The 18,360-nt window shown below is 72.9% G+C and carries 13 protein-coding genes and 1 riboswitch; of the genes, 9 read left to right on the top strand and 4 right to left on the bottom strand.

Annotated features, from left to right (window positions below):
* Nucleotides 1-47 precede the first annotated feature (47 nt).
* Nucleotides 48-1,301 carry a CobW family GTP-binding protein gene (locus AB0D49_RS01785; RefSeq protein ID WP_362749015.1) on the top strand — a complete coding sequence of 418 codons (1,254 nt, stop codon included), beginning with the start codon at nt 48-50 and terminating at the stop codon, nt 1,299-1,301.
* Here AB0D49_RS01785 and AB0D49_RS01780 read toward each other — a convergent pair.
* Nucleotides 1,298-3,754, bottom strand: a complete 2,457-nt coding sequence (locus AB0D49_RS01780) for a DNA topoisomerase IV subunit A (protein ID WP_362749012.1) — start codon at nt 3,752-3,754, stop codon at nt 1,298-1,300. The two genes, AB0D49_RS01785 and AB0D49_RS01780, sit on opposite strands and share 4 nt — an antisense overlap.
* A 434-nt stretch (nt 3,755-4,188) precedes the next feature.
* Between AB0D49_RS01780 and AB0D49_RS01775 the strand changes: the two genes are divergently transcribed.
* The 4 genes from AB0D49_RS01775 to AB0D49_RS01760 all read left to right on the top strand — a co-directional run bounded on the left by AB0D49_RS01775 (nt 4,189) and on the right by AB0D49_RS01760 (nt 8,993).
* Nucleotides 4,189-5,580 carry a pitrilysin family protein gene (locus AB0D49_RS01775; protein ID WP_362749009.1) on the top strand — a complete coding sequence of 464 codons (1,392 nt, stop codon included), beginning with the start codon at nt 4,189-4,191 and terminating at the stop codon, nt 5,578-5,580.
* A complete protein-coding gene (locus AB0D49_RS01770; protein ID WP_362749006.1) occupies nt 5,577-6,965 on the top strand; it encodes a pitrilysin family protein in 1,389 nt (462 codons plus the stop codon). Before AB0D49_RS01775 ends, AB0D49_RS01770 begins: the two co-directional genes overlap by 4 nt.
* Nucleotides 6,966-7,160: 195 nt before the next feature.
* A riboswitch (cyclic di-AMP (ydaO/yuaA leader) is annotated at nt 7,161-7,317 on the top strand.
* A gap of 12 nt (nt 7,318-7,329) precedes the next feature.
* Nucleotides 7,330-8,103 carry a M23 family metallopeptidase gene (locus AB0D49_RS01765; protein ID WP_362749004.1) on the top strand — a complete coding sequence of 258 codons (774 nt, stop codon included), beginning with the start codon at nt 7,330-7,332 and terminating at the stop codon, nt 8,101-8,103.
* A gap of 200 nt (nt 8,104-8,303) precedes the next feature.
* The gene (locus AB0D49_RS01760) at nt 8,304-8,993 is read left to right on the top strand and encodes a GntR family transcriptional regulator (RefSeq protein WP_362749001.1); all 690 of its coding nucleotides are present in this window, start codon (nt 8,304-8,306) and stop codon (nt 8,991-8,993) included.
* Nucleotides 8,994-9,706: 713 nt separating this feature from the next.
* Here AB0D49_RS01760 and AB0D49_RS01755 read toward each other — a convergent pair.
* Nucleotides 9,707-9,988 carry an HPr family phosphocarrier protein gene (locus AB0D49_RS01755; RefSeq protein ID WP_362748998.1) on the bottom strand — a complete coding sequence of 94 codons (282 nt, stop codon included), beginning with the start codon at nt 9,986-9,988 and terminating at the stop codon, nt 9,707-9,709.
* A 256-nt stretch (nt 9,989-10,244) separates the two neighbouring features.
* Between AB0D49_RS01755 and AB0D49_RS01750 the strand changes: the two genes are divergently transcribed.
* From AB0D49_RS01750 to AB0D49_RS01735, 4 genes are all read left to right on the top strand, one after another.
* Nucleotides 10,245-13,136: a GNAT family N-acetyltransferase gene (locus AB0D49_RS01750; RefSeq protein WP_362748995.1), complete on the top strand. Its 2,892-nt coding sequence runs from the start codon at nt 10,245-10,247 to the stop codon at nt 13,134-13,136.
* 819 nt (nt 13,137-13,955) lie between these two features.
* The gene (locus AB0D49_RS01745) at nt 13,956-14,552 is read left to right on the top strand and encodes a DUF5998 family protein (RefSeq protein WP_362748992.1); all 597 of its coding nucleotides are present in this window, start codon (nt 13,956-13,958) and stop codon (nt 14,550-14,552) included.
* On the top strand, nt 14,552-15,760 hold the full coding sequence (locus tag AB0D49_RS01740) for a nucleotide pyrophosphatase/phosphodiesterase family protein (protein ID WP_362748989.1): 1,209 nt from the start codon (nt 14,552-14,554) through the stop codon (nt 15,758-15,760). The genes AB0D49_RS01745 and AB0D49_RS01740 overlap by 1 nt, the downstream gene beginning before the upstream one ends.
* 143 nt (nt 15,761-15,903) lie before the next feature.
* Nucleotides 15,904-16,554, top strand: a complete 651-nt coding sequence (locus tag AB0D49_RS01735) for a thymidine kinase (protein ID WP_362748986.1) — start codon at nt 15,904-15,906, stop codon at nt 16,552-16,554.
* Nucleotides 16,555-16,955: 401 nt separating this feature from the next.
* Here the strand turns inward: AB0D49_RS01735 and AB0D49_RS01730 are convergent, their stop codons facing one another.
* Nucleotides 16,956-17,111: a hypothetical protein gene (locus tag AB0D49_RS01730; protein WP_362748983.1), complete on the bottom strand. Its 156-nt coding sequence runs from the start codon at nt 17,109-17,111 to the stop codon at nt 16,956-16,958.
* 59 nt (nt 17,112-17,170) lie between these two features.
* Nucleotides 17,171-18,010: a VOC family protein gene (locus AB0D49_RS01725; RefSeq protein WP_362748980.1), complete on the bottom strand. Its 840-nt coding sequence runs from the start codon at nt 18,008-18,010 to the stop codon at nt 17,171-17,173.
* Nucleotides 18,011-18,360: the final 350 nt, after the last annotated feature.

Below are 18,360 nucleotides of genomic sequence, written 5' to 3'. Positions count from 1 at the left end.
TGTGCGGGCGTGAGCCGGTGGGCCACTGGTGTGAGAGAGGTCGTGCGGTGGGTCACAGTCCGAGTCCGCGGCAGATCCCGGTCGTCATCCTCGCCGGATTCCTCGGCTCCGGAAAGACGACGCTGCTCAATCATCTGCTGCACCACAGCGGCGGCAGCCGCATCGGCGCGATCGTCAATGACTTCGGCGCGATCGAGATCGACGCGATGGCGGTGGCCGGTGCGCTGGGCGACTCCACCGTGTCCCTGGGCAACGGCTGCCTGTGCTGCGCGGTCGACGCCAGTGAACTCGACCTCTACCTCGAACGGCTCGCCGCCCCCTCCGCGGGTATCGACGTCATCGTCATCGAGGCCAGCGGGCTCGCCGAGCCGCAGGAACTCGTGCGGATGGTGCTCGCCAGCGAGCATCCGGAGATCGTGTACGGCGGTCTGGTCGAGGTCGTCGACGCCGCCGAGTTCGATGCCACGCGCGCCAAGCACCCCGAGATCGACCGGCACCTCGCGCTCGCCGACCTGGTCGTCGTGAACAAGCTCGACCGCGCCGCCGAGCCGCCCTCCGGCGCCGCGCGGCTGCTCGCCCTCGTGCGGAGCCTCACCGACCGCGCCGCCGTCGTGCCCGCGCGCTGCGGGCGGATCGACCCGGAACTCCTCTTCGACTGCCGGCCGAGCGAGGAGCGGATCGGGCAGCTGTCGTTCGACGACCTGCACCGGCACGATCCGCATCATCACGATCCGCATCATCACGATCCGCGTCAAGGTGATGCGCTCGGCGACGGCCCGCTTCAGCACGGCCTCGACCACCAGGACCCCGCGTCCGCCCCCGACGGGCAGAGCCGCGCTCATGTGCCCCTCTCACACGCCGCCCACCTCCACGCCGCGTATGACACGTGCTCCTTCGTCTCCGACACGCCGATGGACCCCCGTCGTCTGATGGCGTTCCTGGACAGCCGTCCGGAGGGGCTGTACCGGATCAAGGGGTACGTCGACTTCGGGCCGTACGACCCGCGCAACCGGTACTCCGTGCATGCCGTCGGGCGTTTCCTGCGGTTCCGTCCGGAGCCCTGGGCCGTCCAGGAGCCCCGCCGTACGCAGCTCGTTCTCATCGGCTCCGGTATCGACTCCGACGCGCTCGGCAAGGAGCTGGCGGCGTCCACGAGTGACGCCCCGCACGCCGACGAGCACGGCATGTGGGGCGTCCTGCGCTATGTACGCGATCCTTCCACGGAGGAAGCCGGCTCCTCCCTGCCGGAGGGTGATCTGCCCGCCCTCCAGGCGGACGCCCCCGGTACCGCCCGTTCCTAGACCGGTCCCGCCACCACCGCCACCGTCTTCGCCAGCGACACGCCCGAGCCGTCACGGCGCGGGTCGATCTCCGGGAGCTGGGCCGGGGTGCCGTTCTTCTGGGCTGCGAGGGCCGGTGTGGGGCCCGCCCAGGCCAGGGCGAGGCAGTCCTCGCCCTTCAGGAACCGCTGGCAGCGGACGCCGCCGGTGGCCCGCCCCTTGCGCGGGTACTGGTCGAACGGTGTCAGTTTGGCCGTCGTCTGGACCGAGTCGTCGAGCGTGCCGCGGGAGCCCGCGACCGTGAAGACCACCGCGTCGACGGCGGGGTCGACCGCCGTGAAGGAGATCACCTTGGCGCCGTCCGTGAGCTTGATGCCCGCCATGCCGCCCGCGGGCCGCCCCTGGGGGCGGACCTGGGACGCCTGGTAGCGCAGCAGCTGGGCGTCGTCGGTGATGAAGACGAGGTCCTCCTCGCCGGTGCGCAGCTCGATCGCGCCGACGATCCGGTCGCCGTCCTTGAGGGTGATGACCTCCAGCTCCTCCTTGTTGGTCGGATAGTCGGGGACCACGCGCTTGACGACGCCCTGCTCCGTGCCGAGGGCCAGGCCCGGGGAGGACTCGTCGAGCGTGGTCAGGCAGACCAGCGTCTCCTCGCCCTCCAGGGAGACGAACTCGGTGAGGGGGGCGCCGCCCGCCAGGTTCGGCGCGGACGCGGTGTCCGGGAGCTGGGGCAGGTCGACGACGTTGATCCGCAGCAGCCGCCCGGCGGAGGTGACGGCGCCGATCTCGCCCCGCGCGGTGGCCGGTACCGCGGAGACGATCACATCGTGCTTGGTGCGTCTGGTGTCCTCGTCCGTCTCCAGGGGCGCGCCGTTCGTCGTACGGGCCAGCAGCCCGGTGGAGGACAACAGGACCCGGCACGGGTCGTCGGCGACCTGGAGGGGCACCGTGGAGGCCGGGGTGCCGGACGCCTCCAGGAGGACCGTACGCCGCTCGGTGCCGAACTTCTTGGCGACCGCCGCGAGTTCCCCGGAGACCAGCTTCCGCAGCTCGGCGTCGGAGTCCAGGATCCGGGTCAGCTCCGCGATCTCCGCGTTGAGCCGCTCCTTCTCGGACTCCAGCTCGATCCGGTCGAACTTGGTGAGCCGCCGCAGCGGTGTGTCGAGGATGTACTGCGTCTGCACCTCGCTCAGCGAGAACCGCCCCATGAGGCGCTCCTTGGCCTGCGCGGAGTTCTCGCTGGAGCGGATCAGCCGGATGACCTCGTCGATGTCCACCAGGGCGGTGAGCAGACCCTCGACCAGATGCAGCCGGTCGCGGCGCTTGGCGCGGCGGAACTCCGAGCGCCGCCGGACCACCTCGAAGCGGTGGTCGAGATAGACCTCCAGCAGCTCCTTCAGGCCCAGCGTGAGCGGCTGGCCGTCGACCAGCGCCACATTGTTGATCCCGAAGGACTCCTCCATGGGAGTCAGCTTGTAGAGCTGCTCCAGGACGGCCTCCGGCACGAAGCCGTTCTTGATCTCGATGACCAGGCGCAGCCCGTGCGCACGGTCGGTGAGGTCCTTGACGTCCGCGATGCCCTGGAGCTTCTTCGAGCCGACCAGGTCCTTGATCTTCGCGATCACCTTCTCGGGCCCGACCGTGAAGGGCAGCTCCGTGACCACCAGACCCTTGCGGCGGGCCGTGACGGACTCCACCGCGACGGTCGCGCGGATCTTGAAGGTGCCGCGACCGGTCTCATATGCGTCGCGGATGCCCGACAGGCCCACGATCCGGCCGCCGGTCGGCAGGTCGGGGCCCGGGATGTGCCGCATCAGCGTGTCGAGATCCGCGTTCGGGTGGCGGATCAGATGGCGGGCCGCGGCGATGACCTCGGACAGGTTGTGCGGCGGCATGTTGGTGGCCATGCCGACGGCGATCCCGGAGGCGCCGTTGACCAGCAGGTTGGGGAAGGCCGCCGGGAGGGCGACGGGCTCCCGCTCCTGACCGTCGTAGTTGGGCGCGAAATCGACCGTGTCCTCGTCGATGGACTCGGTCATCAGACCGGTCGCGGCGGCCATCCGGCACTCGGTGTAGCGCATGGCGGCGGGCGGGTCGTCATTGCCCAGGGAGCCGAAGTTGCCGTGGCCGTCGACCAGTGGCAGGCGCATGGAGAACGGCTGCGCCATCCGCACGAGGGCGTCGTAGATCGACGAGTCGCCGTGCGGGTGGAGCTTGCCCATGACCTCGCCGACGACCCGGGCGCACTTGACGTAGCCGCGCTCGGGGCGCACGCCCATCTCGTTCATCTGGTAGACGATGCGGCGGTGGACGGGCTTGAGGCCGTCGCGCGCGTCGGGCAGGGCACGGGAGTAGATGACCGAGTAGGCGTACTCCAGGAAGGAACCCTGCATCTCTTCGACGACGTCGATGTCGAGGATGCGCTCCTCGTACGAGTCGTCCGGCGGCGGGGTCTTCGTGCTGCGGCGGGCCATCGCTGCCTGGCTCCTTTTCTGGTCGCTCGCCCGGGGCGCCGGAGCCGGTGCCGGCAGGACGCCGGGCGGGAGCCGCCCGCTCGTCCTGCCGACACCGGCCCGCCCCGCGGCTCGCACTTGCTGAAGCGTGGAACGGGAACGGGAAACGAGATCTGACGCGGACCATTGTGGACCGCGGCACCGACAACCCGGACCGCACACCCGGATCATGCCCCGGAACGGCGTGCCGCCGGGCCCGCGGACACCGTCCGGGCCCGCGCGTGCCGCCCGGGGGTCCGCTCCGGCGGAGGCCCGGCTGCCCGCAGGCTACGCGATCCGCTGTCGGCGTACGCGCTCCGGGAACTTCGCCGGTGCCGCGCACACTTGCATACAGTGACAGGACCGGCAGTAGAACCGCGGTCGCAGCGACCGCGTCAGCGATCGAAGGGACGTACATGCCCATGGGTCACACGGCCACAGCGGAGGCAGGCTCCGGCGGCCTGACAGCGACCGAGCACCGCCTGGCCAACGGTCTGCGCGTGGTGCTCTCCGAGGACCATCTGACCCCGGTCGCGGCGGTGTGCCTCTGGTACGACGTAGGCTCACGCCACGAGGTCAAGGGGCGTACGGGCCTCGCGCACCTCTTCGAGCATCTGATGTTCCAGGGCTCCGGCCAGGTCAAGGGCAACGGGCACTTCGAGCTGGTGCAGGGCGCCGGCGGCTCGCTGAACGGCACGACCAGCTTCGAGCGCACCAACTACTTCGAGACCATGCCCGCCCACCAGCTGGAGCTGGCGCTCTGGCTGGAGGCGGACCGTATGGGCTCGCTCCTGGCCGCCCTGGACGAGGAGTCCATGGAAAACCAGCGGGACGTGGTCAAGAACGAGCGCCGCCAGCGCTACGACAACGTCCCCTATGGCACGGCCTTCGAGAAGCTCACCGCCCTCGCCTACCCGGAGGGTCACCCCTACCACCACACGCCGATCGGCTCCATGGCCGACCTGGACGCGGCCACCCTGGACGACGCGCGGGCCTTCTTCCGCACGTACTACGCGCCGAACAACGCGGTGCTGTCCGTGGTCGGCGACATCGACCCGGAGCGCACGCTCGCCTGGATCGAGAAGTACTTCGGCTCCATCGCCGCCCACGACGGCAAGCCCGTCCCGCGCGACGGCTCCCTCCCGGAGACCATGGGCGGGCAGCTGCGCGAGGTCGTCGAGGAGGAGGTCCCGGCCCGCGCCCTCATGGCCGCCTACCGGCTCCCCGAGGACGGCACCCGCGCGTGCGACGCGGCCGACCTGGCGCTCACCGTGCTCGGCGGCGGCGAGTCCTCCCGGCTCTACAACCGGCTCGTACGCCGCGACCGTACGGCCGTGGCGGCGGGCTTCGGCCTGCTGCGGCTGGCCGGGGCGCCGTCGCTGGGCTGGCTGGACGTGAAGACGTCCGGGGACGTCGAGGTGCCGGTCATCGAGACCGCCATCGACGAGGAACTGGCCCGGTTCGCCGCCGAGGGCCCGACGGCGGAGGAGATGGAGCGCGCCCAGGCCCAGCTGGAGCGCGAGTGGCTGGACCGGCTCGGCACGGTCGCCGGACGCGCCGACGAACTGTGCCGTTACGCGGTGCTGTTCGGCGACCCCCAGCTCGCCCTGACCGCCGTACAGCGCGTCCTGGAGGTGACCGCCGAGGAGGTCCAGGAGGCCGCCAGGGCCCGTCTGCGGCCCGACAACCGCGCGGTGCTGGTCTACGAGCCGACGGCCCCCGCGGTCGGGGAGACGGCCGGGGAGACCGCGGACACGGACGGCGCGCAGGGCGCGGCCACCGACGAGAACGAGGAGGCGGCCAAGTGAGCGACCTGGCCACGATGGACTTCCACCCCCAGCCGCAGCCCGGCGAGGCCCGCCCCTGGGCGTTCCCGGCGCCCACGCGCGGCGCGCTCGACAACGGACTCACGGTCCTGCGCTGCCACCGCCCCGGCCAGCAGGTCGTGGCCGTGGAGGTGCTGCTGGACGCCCCGCTGGACGCCGAACCGGCCGGCCTCGAAGGCGTGGCCACGATCATGGCGCGGGCGTTCTCGGAGGGCACCGACAAGCACTCCGCCGAGGAGTTCGCCGCCGAGCTGGAGCGCTGCGGCGCCACCCTGGACGCGCACGCGGACCACCCCGGTGTCCGGATCAGCCTCGAAGTGCCGGTCTCCCGGCTGCCGAAGGCCCTCGGACTGCTCGCCGACGCCCTGCGCGCGCCCGCGTTCGCCGACAGCGAGGTCGAGCGCCTGGTGCGCAACCGGCTCGACGAGATCCCGCACGAGCTGGCCAACCCCTCGCGGCGCGCCGCCAAGGAGCTGTCCAAGGAGCTGTTCCCGGCGACCTCGCGCATGTCGCGCCCCCGCCAGGGCACCGAGGAGTCGGTGGCCGGCATCGACTCCCCGGCCGTACGCGCCTTCTACGAGAAGCACGTCCGCCCGGCCACCGGCACCGTCGTGGTCGTCGGCGACCTGACCGGCGTCGACGTGGACGCGCTCCTCGGCGACACGCTGGGCGCGTGGACGGGCTCCTCGGCCGCGCCCCGGCCCGTGCCGCCGATCAGCGCCGACGACACCGGACGGGTCGTCATCGTGGACCGGCCCGGCGCCGTCCAGACGCAGCTGCTGCTGGGCCGCGTGGGCTCCGACCGGCACGACCGCGTGTGGCCCGCCCAGGTGCTCGGCACGTACTGCCTGGGTGGCACGCTCACCTCACGCCTGGACCGCGTCCTGCGCGAGGAGAAGGGCTACACGTACGGCGTCCGCGCGTTCGGCCAGGTCCTCAGGTCCGGGCCGGACGGAGCCGGGGCGTCCATGCTGGCCATCAGCGGGTCCGTCGACACGCCGAACACCGGCCCGGCGCTGGACGACCTGTGGAAGGTGCTGCGCACGCTGGCCGCGGAAGGGCTCACCGACGCCGAGCGGGACACCGCCGTACAGAACCTCGTCGGCGTGGCGCCGCTCAAGTACGAGACCGCGGCGGCCGTCGCGAGCACCCTCGCCGATCAGGTCGAGCAGCACCTGCCGGACGACTACCAGGCGAGCCTGTACCAGCGGCTGTCCGACACGGGCACGGTCGAGGCCACCGCGGCCGTCGTCAACGCGTTCCCGGTGGACCGGTTGGTGACGATCCTGGTCGGCGACGCGGCGCAGATCAAGGCACCCGTGGAGGCGCTCGGCATCGGCACCGTCACGGTCGTGGCCGCGGAATAGCACGGCGCACCCACCCGCGCGGGGCCCTGGTGAACACCGCGTCACCAGGGCCCCCTGATGTCCGGATTGCGGCGGAGGCTGCCTGTCTGCCCTGTGGCGTGCGCTACAAAAACCCCGATCCGTTTGGGGATTGAAAGCCGGCCGCTTAGCGTCATCCGGGCTGTCCGTCAGGCAGTGCGCCGCGACCGCGGCACCGGACAGTCATCGCCGAGTCCCCGTACGGCGCGAGCCAGGGGAGCCGGGGACCCAAGTCCCCTGGGGTGAATCGGCCTCCCGCGCGTGCGGGGAGCCGTAGGAGACCTTCCTGCTCCGAACCCGTCAGCTAACCCGGTAGGCGAGAGGGAAGGAAAGGACCAGCCACTCCATGGCGTTCACGCGCGCCACCGGGAAGCACCGGCGTCCCAGCCGCACCCACCGCACCACCGCCCACGCGGCGGGCGTCGCGGCACTCACCACCACCGGAGTCGTCGGCACGCTGGCGGCCCCGGCACTCGCCGCCGAACCGGCCCCCGAGCAGACCGGGCTCACCCCCGTCGTCAGCGTCGGTGAGGACGTCGCCGACCAGATAGACGCCCAGGCCGCCGCCCAGATGGAGGCCGCGCGGCAGAAGGCCGCGGACGCCGCCCGCAAGAAGGCCGCCGAGGAGGCGCGCCAGCGGGCCGCGGAGGAGGCCGAGAAGCAGCGCGAGGCGGAGGAGCGCGCCGCCCGCGAGGCCGAGCGCGAGCGCCTCAACACCTTCGTCTCGCCGATCCCCGGCTCCTACGTCTCCACCAGCTACCAGGCGGGCGGCGCCGCCTGGTCCTCCGGCAGCCACACCGGCATCGACTTCCACGCCTCCTCCGGCACCTCCGTCCACGCGGTCGGGTACGGCACCGTCGTGGAGGCCGGATGGGGCGGCGCGTACGGCAATCAAGTCGTGATCAAGATGGTTGACGGCACGTACACCCAATACGGACACCTGACGTCCATCGGCGTGTCGGCGGGGCAGGCGGTCACGCCGGGACAGCAGATCGGACTGTCCGGGGCCACCGGCAACGTCACCGGGGCACACCTCCACTTCGAGGCCCGCACCAGCCCCGAGTACGGCTCCGACCTGGACCCGGTCGCCTACCTCCGCGCCCACGGCGTCGGCATCTGACCTTCCCCGCCCCTCAGGCGATACCCCTCCCACCGACCTGCCCCGGCCCACGGCCGGGGCATTCGTCGTTTCCGGCGCACGCTGTCCAAAAAATATCCATGGAATGCGACCCCCCGTCGGAAATTCCCGCCGTTTGCAATAGAGTCATTGTTCTGACGTCAATCGGAGACGTTTCACGGGGATTAAGGCGGAGGTCGCTCATGCGTATTCCGGCGCACTCGGTGTGCACGGCGATCCGGGACGACATCATCGCCGGTGTCTACGAACGCGGCAGCCGGCTCACCGAGGAAGTCCTCGCCCGCCGCTACGGCGTCTCGCGCGTCCCCGTCCGCGAGGCGCTGCGCACCCTGGAGGCCGAGGGCTTCGTGGTGACCCGGCGGCACGCGGGCGCGTGCGTCGCCGAACCCACCGAGCAGGAGGCGGCCGACCTGCTGGAGATGCGGGTGCTGCTGGAGCCGCTCGCCGCCTCCCGGGCCGCCCAGCGGCGGACGGAGGCCCATCTGAAGGTGTTGCGCGGCCTCGTCCGGCTCGGTCAGGAGCGGGCCCGCCGGGGCAGCAGCGACGACCTGCGCTCCCTGGGAAGCTGGTTCCACGAGACGCTCGCCCAGGCGTCCGGCAGCCCCTCCCTGGTCTCCATGCTGACCCAGCTCCGCCACAAGACCGCCTGGATGTACGCGGTCGGGGCGCCGTCCGCGCCGGTCGAGTCCTGGTCCGAGCACGGGGCCGTCGTGGACGCGGTCGTCCGTGGCGACGCGGACCGTGCGCGGACGCTCACCGCGCTGCACGCCGAGCGCGCCACGTCGGCGTTCCGGCTGCGCTTCAGCGGCGGGGGCGCGGAGCGTGTGAGGACTTCGCAACATGCCGTAAACATGTCGGGCCAGCGGCTTTAACAAAAGCGCCGTATACAAAGATGGGGTTATTTGGAGGGTGTGAATTCCGGCTGCCCTTTTCCGGTGTGGTGCGTGATTCTTCTCGTACGGTACCGGTGTATTTCGGTGCGTCCGTGCCCGTGTGGGTCGCCGAAGTGCTTCGGTGTGCGCCCGGCGGACAATTGGGTGTGAGTCTTAGGGGAAACGGGCGTGGGAATGCGGCGTGGGGGCGTCGGGTGTGTTTTGGCGCGCGGGGCGGTCGCGGTGTCTCCTGCGCGTACCCGCGTCCGGGGGGAGGGGCTCGGCGGGTTCCGCGCGGGCCCGCGTCCGGGAGTGGACGGGGGCTCCCTCCTTCATGGTCGTGCGCGTATGTGTGCGTCCCGGGCGTGGCGGTTTCGGTGCCGTGTTTCCTTGCACGCCGGGTCCCTCTACTGCGCGGCGACCACGGCCACACAGGCCCTCGTGCCGGGTCCCGCCCCGCGCGGGAGCGCGGATATCGACCGCCGACCCCTTCGGGTCGATCAGCGGTCCCGCCCCCGCGCGGGAACGCGGACGGAACGTGGCGGTTCCCCGGCCCCGCGCACCAGGGCGCCCCGCACGCGCGGGAACGCGGACTCGAAGGTGCCTCCGCCTTCAGGCAGCGTGAGGGGCGCCACGCGCGCGCGGGAACGCGGAAGCCGCGTCACCCGGCGGGTGACGCGGCTCCGGTGTCCGTAGGCGGGTGCCGGACCGGCTCAGACGGTCTCGGGAAGCTCCTCCAGCCCCTCCGCGACCAGCTTCGCCAGACGGTCCAGGGCGGCGTCGGCGCCGTCGGCGTCGGATGCCAGCACGACCTCCTCGCCGCCCTTGGCGCCCAGGCCCAGAACGGCCAGCATGGAGGCCGCGTTGACGGGGTTGCCGTCGGCCTTGGCGATCGTCACGGGGACCCCGGAGGCCGTGGCGGCCCGGACGAAGATGGAGGCGGGGCGGGCGTGGAGACCCTCGGCCCAGCCGACGTTGACGCGGCGCTCAGCCATGTGATGCTGCCCTTCAGTGTCTCAGGGTTGTCTAGACCAGTGTCCCATACCGTGAAGCGTGCCCGGAGCGGCCCTCGGGCTTCCTCCGGAACCCCCCTGCGTGCCTGCGGAGCGCCTCCCGGTTCCCCCGGGCGTGTCGCCCGATCGCGGCCTCGGTCCGGCCCGTGGCCCGTCGGCACCGGCAGTCCCAGGGGCCCGTTTCCTGCCCACGGACTGCCCCGCGCCGTTGTCGTACGTGAGCCGTACGCTGGGGCCCATGCAGACCCCGGCGGACCCGCAGGACCGGCACGAGTACCCCGCCCACTGGGAGGCGGACGTGGTGCTGCGCGACGGCGGCACCGCGCGGGTCCGGCCGATCACCGTCGATGACGCCGATCGCCTCGTCAGCTTCTACGAGCAGGTCTCCGACGAGTCGAAGTACTACCGCTTCTTCGCGCCCTACCCGAGGCTCTCCGCCAAGGACGTCCACCGCTTCACGCACCATGACTTCGTGGACCGGGTCGGACTCGCGGCCACCGTCGGCGGCGATTTCATCGCCACCGTACGCTACGACCGGATCGACGCCGACGGCATGCCCGCCTCCGCGCCCGCCGACGAGGCCGAGGTCGCCTTCCTGGTCCAGGACGCACACCAGGGACGAGGAGTCGCCTCCGCGCTCCTGGAGCACATCGCGGCCGTCGCGCGTGAGCGCGGCATCCGCCGCTTCGCCGCCGAGGTGCTGCCCGCCAACACCAAGATGATCAAGGTCTTCACGGACGCCGGATACACCCAGAAGCGCAGCTTCGAGGACGGCGTCGTACGCCTCGGCTTCGACCTGGAACCCACCGACCGCTCCCTCGCCGTCCAGCGGGCGCGCGAGCAGCGTGCCGAGGCCCGCTCGGTGCGGCGGCTGCTGACCCCCGGCTCCGTCGCCGTGATCGGCGTGGGCCGCGCCCCCGGCGGCGTGGGCCGCAGCGTCCTCGACAACCTCCGCGCGGCGGGCTTCACCGGCCGCCTGCACGCCGTGAACCGTGCCTTCCCCGAGGGCCGCGAGGACATCGACGGGGTGCCCGCGCACCGCTTCGTGCGGGAGATCGACGGCCCCGTGGACCTCGCCGTGGTGGCGGTCCCCGCCGAGCAGGTGCCCGAGGTCGTCGAGGAGTGCGGGGAACACGGCGTCCAGGGCCTGGTGGTGCTCGCCGCCGGGTATGCCGAGAGCGGCCCCGAGGGCAGGGCCCGCCAGCGCGCGCTCGTCCGCCAGGCACGCGCCCACGGGATGCGGCTCATCGGGCCCAACGCCTTCGGCGTCATCAACACCGCCCCCGACGTACGGCTGAACGCCTCCCTGGCGCCCGAACTGCCCCGCCCCGGCCGCATCGGGCTGTTCGCCCAGTCCGGCGCCATCGGCATCGCCCTGCTGTCCCGGCTGCACCGGCGCGGCGGCGGTGTCACCGGCGTCACGGGCGTGTCGACCTTCGTCTCCTCCGGCAACCGCGCGGACGTCTCCGGCAACGACGTCCTCCAGTACTGGTACGACGACCCCGACACGGATGTCGCCCTCATGTACCTGGAGTCCATCGGCAACCCGCGCAAGTTCACCCGCCTCGCGCGCCGCACCGCCGCCGCCAAGCCCCTCGTCGTGGTGCAGGGCACACGACACGCCGGAGCCGCGCCCCAGGGACACGCCGTACGGGCCACCAGGCTGCCCAGTGAGACCGTCTCGGAGCTGCTGCGGCAGGCAGGCGTGATCCGTGTCGACACCATCACCGAACTCGTCGACACCGGACTGCTCCTCGCCCGTCAGCCGCTGCCCGCCGGTCCGCGCGTGGCGATCCTCGGGAACTCCGAGTCCCTGGGCCTGCTCACCTACGACGCCTGTCTCTCCGAGGGGCTGCGCCCGGACCCGCCCCAGGACCTGACGACCGCCGCGTCGCCCGAGGACTTCCGTACGGCCCTGGCACGCGCGCTGGCCGACGACACCTGCGACGCCGTCGTCGTCACGGCGATACCGGCCATCGGCGAGGCCCCGGCCGGGGACGCCGCCCTGGCGGAGGCGCTCCGGTCCGCCGCGGCCGGTGCCGCCGCCAAGCCGGTCCTCGTCGTCCACGTCGAACTGGGCGGCCTCGCGGCGGCGCTGTCCGCCGCCACCAGCACGGCACCGCGCGCCGCCGCGCCCGGCACACCGGCACACCCGGCCGCCACCGACGCGCCCACCAGCCCCGGCACCGCACCGGACCCCGGACCCTCTGACCGGTCTCCCGCCGACCCGTCCCCCGACGCGGCGTCCCCCGACGGCACCGACACGCCCGGCCCGCTCCCCGCCTACCCCGCCGCCGAACGAGCGGTGCGCGCGCTGGCCGAGGCTGTCCGCTACGGACAGTGGCGGCGCGAGGCCGCCGACCCCGGCCGGGTGCCCGAGTACGACGACATCGACGAGAAGGGTGCCGCCCGGCTGATCGACGGGCTCCTCGCGCGCGGACAGGGCCTCACGCTCGGCCCGGAGGACACCAGGGAACTGCTCGGCCGGTACGGCGTCGCCGTGCAGCGCGCGCTGCACGTGTCCACCCCCGAGGCCGCCGTCGCCGCCGCGCGGGACCTCGGCTACCCCGTCGCCCTCAAGGCCACCGCCCCGCATCTGCGGCACCGCGCGGATCTCGGTGGCGTCCGCCTCGACCTCGCCGACGAGGAACAGTTGCGGCGGGCGTACAGCGAGCTGAGCGAGCTGTTCGGCGCGCCTGTGGAACTGCGGCCGGTGGTGCAGCGGATGGCCCCGCGCGGGGTGGACACGGTCGTCCGCGCGGTGATCGATCCGGCGGCGGGCGCGGTGCTGTCGTTCGGGCTGGCCGGGGCGGCGTCCCAGCTGCTCGGCGACGTGGCGCACCGGCTGATCCCGGTCACCGACCGCGAGGCGGCCTCCCTGGTCCGCGCGATCCGCACCGCCCCCCTCCTGTTCGGCTGGCGCGGCTCCGCCCCCGTGGACACCCCCGCCCTGGAGGAACTGCTGCTGCGCGTCTCCCGGCTGGTGGACGACCATCCCGAGGTCGTCGCCGTCACCCTGGAACCCGTCGTCGTCGCCCCGCACGGCCTCACGGTCCTCGGCGCCTCCGTCCGCCTGGCCACGCCACCCGCCCGCGACGACCTGGGGCCGCGGACCCTGCCCGCGTACTGACGCCGGACGCGGTGCCGCGCGGGGGCGCTGTGCGGCGTGCCACGCGGATCGCGGGACGCCCTGCCGGGCGGACCTCCGTACGCTGTCCCGCGCGGATCGCGGGACGTCCTGCCGGGCGGACCTCCGTACGCCGTGCCGCGCGGATCGCCGGACGCCCCGCCGGCCGGACCTCCGTACGCTGTCCCGCGCGGATCGCCGGACGTCCTGCCGGCCGGACCTCCGTACGCCGTGCCACGCGGATCGCCGGACGCCCCGCCGGGCGGACCTCCATACGCCGTCCCGCGCGGACCGCCGGACGTCCTGCCGGCCGGACCTCCGTACGCCGTGCCAGGCGGACCGCCGGACGCCCCGCCGGCCAGACCTCCGTACGCCGTCCCGCGCGGACCGCCCTTCGCCGTCCCGCCTCGGACCGTCGGACGCCCTGCCGCGCCGGATCGCCGGTCGCCGTACACGTGCCACGCGGGTCGCCGTACGCGGTGCCGGGCGGATCACCGGATGCCCGGCGGGGCGGGGACCTCCGTACCCCGTCCCGCGCGGACCGCCCTTCGCCGTGCTACACGGACCCCGGACACCGCGTCCCACGCGGCCCCCTCGTACGCCCTCCCGTACGCCGGCCCGCGCAGCCCCCCGTACGACCTGCCCACCACGCACCCCGCCCCGCAGCCCCACCCCGTACGCGCCCCACACGACAGCCGCCGCACAGGACCCGCGCCCGTCCTCCGGCCGCCCGGTGTCCCGTCGCCCCCGTCCGAGGGCCCGGCGTTCGATTACGCGGCCTTGGTCTTGACTGGCCCGGACGGGCCCTACCCGGGGACTAGGATGGGCGGCATGGCCAAGACCAGTACGACGACCCAGGGGCTGCGTGCGGCGATCGAGCGCAGCGGCTACTACCCGGCCCTCGTGGCCGAGGCGGTGGAGGCCGCCGTGGGCGGCGAGCCCATGCGGTCGTACCTGGTCCACCAGGAGACCACGTTCGACCAGAACGAGGTCCGCCGGCATGTGACGGTGCTGGTGCTCACGGACAACCGCTTCATCGTCAGCCACACCGACGAACAGGCCGCCGACAGCACCTCCCCGACTCCGTACGCCACCACCTCCACCGAGTCGGTCAAGCTCGGGCGGATCTCGTCCGTCGTGGTCAGCCGCGTGGTCGCCAATCCGGAGAAGTACCGTCCGGGCACCCTGCCCCGCGAGGTCGTGCTGACCATCGGCTGGGGCGCCGTCGCCCGCCTCGACCTGGAGCCCGCCGCCTGCGGCGACCCGAACTGCGAGGCGGACCACGGCTACACGGGCAGCTCCACGGCCGACGACCTCAGCCTGCGGGTCAGCGAGGCCGGGGACGGCCCGGATACCGTCCGCGAGGCGCTCGCCTTCGCCCAGGCCATTTCCGAGGCGACCGCGGGCATCACCCGCTGATGGCCGCGCCCGCGACCGCCGGTCCCCCCGACTGGGACGGCCACCCCGAGCCCCTCGCCGTCGACTCGGCGCCCCGCCCCGCCTATGGCAGCGGCTCCCTCGCCGATCTCCTGCCGACCCTCGCGGCCGGTATGGGCGTCCCCGGGACGACCGCCGCGATCGGTGAGCTGACCCCGGTCGACCGGGCCTGTGTGTTCCTGGTCGACGGTCTCGGCTGGGAGCAGCTCAAGGCGCACCCCGACGAGGCCCCCTATCTGACCTCGCTGCTCGCCTCCTCGCGCGGCGGCACCGGAACGCCCCTCACCACCGCCTATCCGGCCACCACGGCGACCTCCCTGGCCTCCGTGGGCACGGGGCTGCCGCCCGGAGCCCACGGTCTGCCCGGCTACATGGTGCGCGATCCGGCCACCGGCGAGCTGATGAACCAGCTGCGCTGGCAGCCCTGGACCGAGCCCGCCGTATGGCAGCCGTACCCCACCGTGTTCGAACGCGCGGCAGCGGCGGGTGTGCACGCCGCCCAGGTCTCCTCGCCGATCTTCCAGAACACCCCGCTCACCAAGGTCGCGCTCAGCGGCGGCACCTTCCACGGGCGGCTCACCGGCGAGGACCGTATGGACCTCGCCGCCGAGCAGCTCGCCGAGGGCGACCGCGCGCTGGTCTACACGTACTACGCCGAACTCGACGGCGCCGGGCACCGCTACGGTGTCGACTCCGACACCTGGCGCGGCCAGCTCATGTACGTCGACCGCCTGGTGCAGCGACTCGCCGAGCAGTTGCCACCGAGAGCGGCGCTCTATGTCACGGCCGACCACGGCATGGTCGACGTGCCCTTCGACGAGGACCACCGCATCGACTTCGACCTCGACTGGGAACTGCGCGCCGGAGTCGCCCTGCTGGGCGGCGAGGGCCGCGCCCGGCATGTGTACGCGGTCCCGGGTGCGGAGTCCGACGTCCTGACCTGCTGGCGCGAGGTGCTGGGGGACCGCTTCTGGGTGGCCTCCCGGGACGAGGCGATCGAGGCGGGCTGGTTCGGGCCGCAGGTCGACGACCGGGTCTACGGGCGGGTCGGCGACGTACTCGCCGCCGCGCGGGACGACGTCCTGATCATCGCCTCGGAGCGGGAGCCCAAGGAGTCGGCCATGGTCGGCAACCACGGCTCCATGACCCCCGCCGAGCAGTTCGTCCCCCTGCTCGAAGTACGCTCCTGAGGCCCGTCTCGACCTACGCCCCCTGAGGCCCGTCGCCGCCCGTCCCGCATCCAACCCATCCCTCACACCCCTGTCCCGCACTCACCCTGTGCCGGACATACGGACCCCGTTCCGGAACACCCCTGAAAGGTGCGCACCACCCCATGCCCGAGCTGGTCTTCTTCTCCGGAACGATGGACTGCGGGAAGAGCACTTTGGCGCTGCAGATCGGCCACAACCGGTCGGCGAGGGGTCTCCAGGGTGTGATCTTCACGCGGGACGACCGCGCGGGGGAGGGCAGGCTCTCGTCCCGGCTGGGGCTCGTGACCGACGCGGTGGAGGCGGGTCCTGGCCGGGATCTGTACGGCTATGTGGTGGAGCAGCTCTCGCGGGGCGGCAAGGTCGACTACGTGATCGTGGACGAGGCGCAGTTCCTGGCGCCGGACCAGATCGACCAGTTGGCCCGTATCGTCGACGATCTCGACCTGGACGTATTCGCGTTCGGCATCACCACCGACTTCCGTACCCGGCTCTTCCCCGGCTCCCAGCGGCTGATCGAGCTGGCGGACCGGCTGGAGACCTTGCAGGTCGAGGCGATGTGCTGGTGCGGCGCCAGGGCGACGCACAACGCGCGGACGGTGGGCGGCCAGATGGTCGTCGAGGGCGAGCAGGTCGTGGTCGGGGACGTGAACCGGCAGTCCGAGGAAGTCGGGTACGAGGTGCTGTGCCGGCGCCATCACCGCAGGCAGATGACCAGCGCCACGGCGCGGGCAGGGGCCCTGTCCCCGGACGTGCTGCCGGTCGCCCCGGTCTGACGCCCGACGCGGCGACACGGTCGTGTACCGCCGCGAGCACCGGAGACGGCACCGATCGTGCCGCGCGCCCCGCTGGCACCCGAGATGACGTACGACCGACCGTGCCGCGTACCCCGCCCGGAACCGGAGACTGCACACGGCCGTGCCGCGTAGCCCGACGGCACCTGAGATGGCGTACGACCGCGCCACGTACCCTCGCCCGGAACCGGAGACGGCACAAGACCGTGCCGGGTACCCCGCCCGTCGCCGGGGACGGCACAAGACCGTGCCGCGTACCCCGCCCGGCGCCCAAAACGGCACACGACCGTGCCACGTCCCCGCCGACACCGGGGCGCGCACAAGGCGCACCCCGGCAGAAGCGGCGCGAGCCGCTCACACCCCCGTGCGGAGCCCGCCAGACCTCAGCCAGGCACCACGTGCACGACGAAGACCGCACAGTGCAGGCCCGCGAAGGCCCAGGGCACCAGCCGCTCGGCACGCCCCAGCTCCAGGAACCTTGGCGGCAGGGCCGTCCGTTCATCGGTGTAGACGGCGGCCGGGAGCTGGGCCTCCCGCACCCACTGAGCACCGACACGCCGTCACATACGAACCCGCTCAGCGCGCCGCATACAAGGCGTCACATCGCCGTCGGCACACCACCTTCACCGCTCGCCTCAGCGCCCTCACCGCCCGGCGTCACCAGCGCGAACCGCGCCCCCTCCAGATCCGACACCATCGCCACCCGCCCCCGCTCACCGTCCCGCGCGGGGCTCAGCACCTGCCCGCCCAGCTCCACCACCCGCTCCAGCGCCGCGTCCACGTCGGCGACCTCGAAGTACGTCGTCCAGTGCGGCCCCCGGTCCCGTGGCAGGGCGTCGCCCAGGCCGTGCACCCCGGCGACCGGCCGATCGCCGACCCGCAGCGTCACACGGTCGGTGTCGGCCGGGCCCGTCGCCTCCGCCTCGAAGCCGAACACCGTCTCGTAGAACTTGGTGACACCCACCGTGTCGAACGTCAGCAGTTCGTTCCACGCGGGCGTGCCGGGTACGCCCGACACCGCCATGCCCGCGTGTGCCGCCCCCTGCCAGATCCCGAACACCGCGCCCGCCGGGTCGGAGCCGATCGCCATCCGGCCCGCCTCGGCCGCGTCCAGCGGCCCCACGCCGATCGTTCCACCGCACAGCCGCACCAACTCGGCCGTGGCGTCCACGTCGTCGGAGGCCAGATACGGCGTCCAGGCGACTGGCAGCCGACGGTCCGGCGGCAGCGTGCCGACCCCGGCCACCTCCCGGCCGTCCAGCAGCGCCCGCACATACGCGCCGAGTTGCTGCGGCCCCGGCTGGAACTCCCAGCCGAACAACGCGTGGTAGAAGTCCTGCGTCGGCTCCATCCCGTGCACCATCAGACTCACCCAGCAGGGCGTGCCGGGCGCGTACCGCGCGTGTTCCGCGCCGGTCGAGCCCTGTGCCTCGGTCATCGTCACTCTCTCCTCGGCCCCCACACGGGACCGCCTCGAATCCACACTGAGCACCCCCGTCTCCCTGACCGGGCCCCGGTTCCCGTGGTCGGCGTTCCTGTCCAGCCGCGGCACCCGGTGCCCATTGTCCGGGCTGCCGCAGCCCCATCGCGGCACCCCGTGCCCCTCTCCGTACCCCAACTCCGTCCACGGCACCCCTGCGTCCGTGCGTCCGTGCGGGGCAAACGGGGCCTAGGGAGGTATGTCCATGCCGGGGCGGCTCGCCGGGCGGGGCACCAGGTCCCGGTTCCGGCCCGGAGCAGGGCCTCTACGAGGCGCGCCCACGATGACCGGCGTCCGGGTCCGGTGCC

The organism is Streptomyces sp. NPDC048290 (assembly GCF_040652095.1).
GTDB lineage: Bacteria > Actinomycetota > Actinomycetes > Streptomycetales > Streptomycetaceae > Streptomyces.
The sequence above is the reverse complement of the archived record's forward strand: the minus strand, read 5'-3'. Positions and strand labels throughout refer to the sequence as shown.